This window comes from Planomonospora algeriensis (assembly GCF_977012225.1).
Map to the genome: position 1 here is coordinate 1 of NZ_CDRNDK010000413.1, position 5,533 is coordinate 5,533.

Annotated in this window: 2 protein-coding genes and 1 tRNA gene; 1 reads left to right on the forward strand and 2 read right to left on the reverse strand. The window is 71.6% G+C overall.

Annotated elements, in window-relative coordinates:
• A partial coding sequence (locus ACWJ6R_RS29010) for an MFS transporter (protein WP_449065278.1) occupies positions 1-1,297 on the reverse strand: 1,297 nt, incomplete at its 3' end.
• A 615-nt stretch (positions 1,298-1,912) separates the two neighbouring features.
• Positions 1,913-4,717: a putative bifunctional diguanylate cyclase/phosphodiesterase gene (locus ACWJ6R_RS29015; protein WP_449065279.1), complete on the reverse strand. Its 2,805-nt coding sequence runs from the start codon at positions 4,715-4,717 to the stop codon at positions 1,913-1,915.
• A 681-nt stretch (positions 4,718-5,398) separates the two neighbouring features.
• On the opposite strand from ACWJ6R_RS29015, the gene ACWJ6R_RS29020 reads away from it, so the two are divergent.
• Positions 5,399-5,469: transfer RNA gene (locus tag ACWJ6R_RS29020), tRNA-Ala, on the forward strand.
• Positions 5,470-5,533: the final 64 nt, after the last annotated feature.

Below are 5,533 nucleotides of genomic sequence, written 5' to 3' on the forward strand. Positions count from 1 at the left end.
CTGCGGTTTCAGGGCCGAACGTGGCATGGATCGGCCCGGAGCTGCGGAACGCAGGTCTCGGCCTCGGTGACGGGCTCCGCGGCGCGCAGCCGCGTACGCCGGGGGAGAGCAGCGCGGCGGCGGCGGACAGCGTGACGATCGCGGCACAGCCGAGCAGCGCGGGCTCCGGGCCGATCAGGGAGGCGACCGGCCCGGCCACCAGCAGGCCGATCGGGCCGAACATCAGCGACCCCAGGGCGTCGTAGGAGCTGACCCGGGACAGGGACTCGGCCGGGATCTCACGCTGCATGGTGGTGCTCCACAGCACGCCGAAGACGTCGAAGCAGACGCCCATCACGACCGCGCCGGCGACGATCGTCCACAGCGGGGCGCCCGATCCGAGCAGGAGGTACGGCAGGCCCGTGGGCGCGGTCAGCAGCGTCGCCACCAGGATGGGACGGCGGGGCCGCAGCCGCATCGCGATGAAGACGCCACCGATCATGCCGACCGCCTCGCCCGCCAGGATCATCGACCAGGCGAACGCCCCACCGAGGCGTTCGGTGGCCACCAGCGGGCCGAGCACGCCGTGCGCGGCCTGCACGGCCATGACCAGCACGGAGAACTGGGCGACGACCACCCAGAGCCACTGCCTGGAGACGAACTCACGCCAGCCGTCGCGCAGGTCGGCGATGACCGAGTGCCCTTCGCCCGCCGTACGCTCCACCGGGGTGAGGCGCAGCGCCGCGATCAGGACCGCCGCCGTGGCGAACATGGCGGCGCTGACCGCCAGCGCCCAGCCGCCGCCGATCAGGACCACCGTGGCGCCGCTCAGCACCAGGCCGGCGACACGTGAGCTGTTGGCGCCCAGGCCCAGCAGGGCGTTGGCGGTCTGCAGCCGGTCGGCCGGGACGACGTCGGGGATGATCCCGGTCAGCGCCGGGAAGAGGACCGCCATCGCGACGCCGCTGCACGCCGACGCCGCCACCAGCGCGGGAAGCGGGGTCCAGCCGGTGAGCAGCATCACGGCCAGGCAGGCGAACGCCGCCGCGTTGAGCGCCTCGCCGGCCATCATCACCCGGTGCCGGGGGAAGCGGTCCGCGATCACCCCGCCGACGAGCATGAACGCCACCATCGGCAGCGCCTCGGCGGTGAGGACCACCGACAGCGTCGTGGCCGTCGCGCCGGGCAGTTCGAGGACGCCGAAGGCGAGGGCGACGGGGGCGAACGAGCTGCCCAGGACGGAGATGGTCCGCGCGGCGAGCAGCAGGCTGAAACGCCGGTCGCGAAGCATGTCGATGTCGCGACGGTAGGTGGTCACGGCCGGCTCCTCACAGAATCCACAAGAGGAACCATCCTGCCGTCTTCCTCTCGCGATGTCGCATCAATAAATCCGTATCCCCGGCCCCCGGCCCGTCCGTATCCCCCGGTCCGCGGTCCGCGGTCCGCCAGGACAGTGGGACGTCGATCCGCCGGGACACGGGACGCCGATCCGCCGTGCCCCTGGCCCGCCGGGACACCGACTCGCGGCCACGCGAGGGAGGAACGCCTCAATCCCGGATGGACAGTCCCAGATCCCAGGTCGCAGCGAAAAAAGAGAGCGCGTTCACACCTCGTGTTCGCACATTCACCTGGTGCGACCGGCCGACTACTGGTAGATACATCTGGTGCGGGTGAGGTTATCGAAGGGGGAAGCCACGCTCGCGTCGGGGGAGGGCGCCTTTGGTCACCGGGGCACGATGACCAGGGCGCCCACACCCCCTCGGAGGAATCACATCCCCGCCCTTCGGGGGCGGCGGGATGCCTTCCTTCGCGACCACCCCACAGGACGGTCGAACACTCTCCCTGGTTTACCGCATCCTGGATTTCTTCTTCGAATCCGCCCGGACACCGGGTTCGCCCGGACACCCGATCCGCCCGGACAGGCGGGCCGGGCTCATCCGGCCAGGGCCGGCGGGTCGAGAGGGTCGGAGCCGAGGCCGGCCGCACGGGCGGCCAGCAGGCGGCCGATCTCCTCCCGGGGCAGCGGCGGCGCGAAGTGGAAGCCCTGAGCCAGGCGGTAACCCAGCTGGTACAGCCTCCTGGCCTGCGCCTCGGTCTCCACTCCCTCGGCCACGGCGTACAGCCGCAACGCGTGGGCGATCTGTACCAGCGAGGTGGCGATCACCGAGTTCTCGACGGTGCCCGTCACCCCGTCGACGAACAGCTTGTCCACCTTGAGCACGTCGACCGGGCAGGTGCGCAGCAGCCCGAGTGAGGAGTGGCCGGTGCCGAAGTCGTCGAGGGCGAGCTTGACCCCGAGCTCGTGCAGGGTCCGCACCGTCTCCAGCGCCGGTCCGCCGTCGAAGACGGCCGTCTCGGTGATCTCCAGCAGGAGGTCCTCCGGCCGGAGCCCGGTCTCCCGCAGCACGTCCGTGACGGCCTGCACGAACGACGGTTCCCGGAGCTGCCGGGGCGAGACGTTCACGCCCATCCGCAGCGGCCCGGCGTCACCGTACCTCCGCCGCCACTCGGCCATCTGGCGGCACGCCTCCCGCAGCACCCAGGCGCCGATCTGAACGATCATCCCGTTGCGCTCCGCGACCGGGATGAACTCCGCCGGGGACACCAGCCCGCGCTCCGGGTGCCGCCAGCGCACCAATGCCTCCACGCTGGAGATCCCGCCCTCGGGCAGGACCACCACGGGCTGGTACAGCAGGAACAGCTCACCGTGGGCGAGGGCGTGCTGCAGTTCGGCGCCCAGCCGGGCGTGCTCGACGGTCCGGGCGTCCATCTCCTCGGTGTACCGGACGTAGCGGCTCTTGCCCTGTTCCTTGGCCGCGTACATGGCCACGTCGGCCCGGCGCAGCAGCTCACTGGCGTCCGTGTCCGGCCCGCCGGCCACCAGGCCGATGCTGGCCTGCACCAGCAGGTCATGGTCCGCTGCCCTGGCCGGGGTGCCGAGCGCCACGATGACGCGTTCGGCGATGCGGTCGGCCTCCTCCGCGGAGACGTCCCACAGCAGGACGGCGAACTCGTCACCGCCCAGCCGCGCGACCGTGCCATCGGCGCCGACGCACTCGCGGAGCCGGTCGGCGACGACCACCAGGAGAGCGTCACCCACCGCGTGCCCGAGCCGGTCGTTGATCGTCTTGAAGTCGTCGAGGTCGACCAGGGCGAGCGCGACCCCGCGGGCACCGGTCCCGGTGTCCGCGCCGGTCCGGGTGTCCGCACCGGTCCGGGTGTCCGCACCGGTCCCGGCTGCGGGACTTTCCCCGGCCATGGTCCCGGTCATGGTCCCGGTCATGGTCCCGGTCATGGTCCCGGTCATGGTCCCGGTCATGGTCCCTGCCGCGGGACGGGCGAGTGCGAGGGCGCTCGTCGCCCGCTCGGTGAACAGGATCCGGTTGGCGAGCCCCGTCAGCGCGTCGTGGGTGGCCTGGTGCGCCAGCTGGTCCTGGACCCGCCTGGTCTCGGTGATGTCGCGGGCGTTGCTCACGATGCCGCGGATTCCGGGGTCGTCCATCCGGTTCGTGCCGACGATCTCCAGCCACCGCCAGTCTCCGTCCGCGTGCCGCATCCGGACCTGGCAGGTGGCGGTGGCATCCGGGTCCCGCCTGAGCCGCCTGCCCATCTCGCCGAGGAGCCGAACGTCGTCGGGGTGGGCGCAGTGGGCCACGGGCCGGCCGAGCCAGTGGTCGGTCGGTACGCCGAGGATGCGCTCGATGCTCGAACTGACGTAGGCGAGAGTCCCGTCCGCGGCGGTGACGGCGATGATGTCGGAGGAGTTCTGCACGAGCGAGCGCGACCGCTGCTCGTGCCGGCGCAGTTCCAGCATGCTGGCGTCCAGCCGGGCGAGCAGGTCGGCGTTGTCGTAGAAGGCCAGGATCTGCCGTCCCACCACCAGGCAGGTGATGACGGTCGCGCCCACTGCGATCACCCGGGTCTCCAGGCCGGCCGTACGCGTCGAGACCAGCAGGAGTCCGCTGATCGCCGCGATCGCGGCGTACGGCAGCAGGCTGAAGGGCCTGCGTCGCCTCGGAGCGCGGGCGGCCTCCTGCTCCGCCTCCCGCTGCCGCTCGGCCGCGATCGCGAGGAGGAGACAGGCGATCGGGACCGTGACGTGCGCGACGTTGAGATCCGGCCTGGACTGGATCAGCGGCATGAGCGCCCCGCCCGCCGCCCCCACCAGGACCGCCAACCCCAGGACGGACAGCGCCTTCCTGCTCAACGGGCCGACACCGGCCAGCGCCAGCTTGACGGCGGTGAGCACCGCGACGAAACCCATCACGATGGTGACCAGCCCGGGCAGGGACGAACCCGTGGCGGCGGCCAGCTCCGGCGAGCCGTGCACCATGAAGGACCAGGCGAACAGGCCGGCGGCCAGCATGACGACGCCCGTGTCGAGCCAGAGGGTGATCCGCTCCCCACGCGAGCGGCGCGCGACCGGCAGCCGCAGCAGCGTCCAGAGGGCGGACAGCACGGCGGTGAGGTACAGCACCGTGGTCAGTGGCCTGAGCTGCTGCGTCGGCGCGCCGGGCCCGGCGACCGCGTCGTACGCGTTGCAGGCCCCGGCGATCCCGATGAGGAACACCACCGTGCCGAGCCGCCGCCAGAACAGCCGTGCCGCGACGTTCAGGAACGTGGAACCCGCTGTGCGCATGCACGCGAGCACGCCGAGGAAGGAACTGAGGACCACCGGCACCCAGGCCACCACGGACGCGCCCATGGGGTGCGCGAATCCGAGGACGAACCATGCCACGCTGAACACGGTCAGCGCACCGAGACCGGCCACCGGCGACAGAGACGGCGCCCGGTACGGAACACCGCCCGGCCTCGCGGGACCGTCCAGGAAACGGATCAACGGACGCGGTGAGACCGTGTCAGGGAGCACGGCGCGCTCGCGTCGGCCCGTTCGCATACCCCGGCCTCCTTGCGACGGCTCTGGCTTCTCCTGCGGAGTCCCATCGGCCGGTGGGGCCCGGTCCTGAGGGTTTCCCCTCCCGGCGGGGCGGTACGGCCCCGCACAGGGGTCGTGTCACGGGCTCACCGCGGTCGTCGACCGCGTGGACCGCTTCGCAGGCCGTACGTCCCCGGACCGTCCCCCAGCCCGGACCCCGGCTCCGATCCCGGCACCGGGAAAGGCCCGGAAAAACCGCTTGGCATTCCGTATGGAGAAACCTAATCTTCGAATACAGAGAGCAGCCGGAGGACGGAAAGGACCGCCGTGAACGCGTACGACACCATCGCGCAGCGGAACGCACCGCGTGTGCGAGCCGCCCTCGGCGGCCGACTGCCGTCCCCCGGGGCCGCCGTGTAGCCATCACCTGCACGGCAGCCGCCCCGGGACGCACCACCCGACGGGCGGTTTTTCATTTCGGAGGCGAAATCCGAATGGGCGAGGAATCGGTGCGGTGCACCCCGGCCGCGGCGATCGCGTTCCGGGCCGATGGTGAAGCGGGATCACGCCTGCCTTGCAAGCAGGAATCCAGGGTTCGACTCCCTGTCGGTCCACAGGCGCCCTGAAAGACATCCCAGGAGCGTAGATGTCAAGCTGCAAGCGATTCGGCGTGATGCG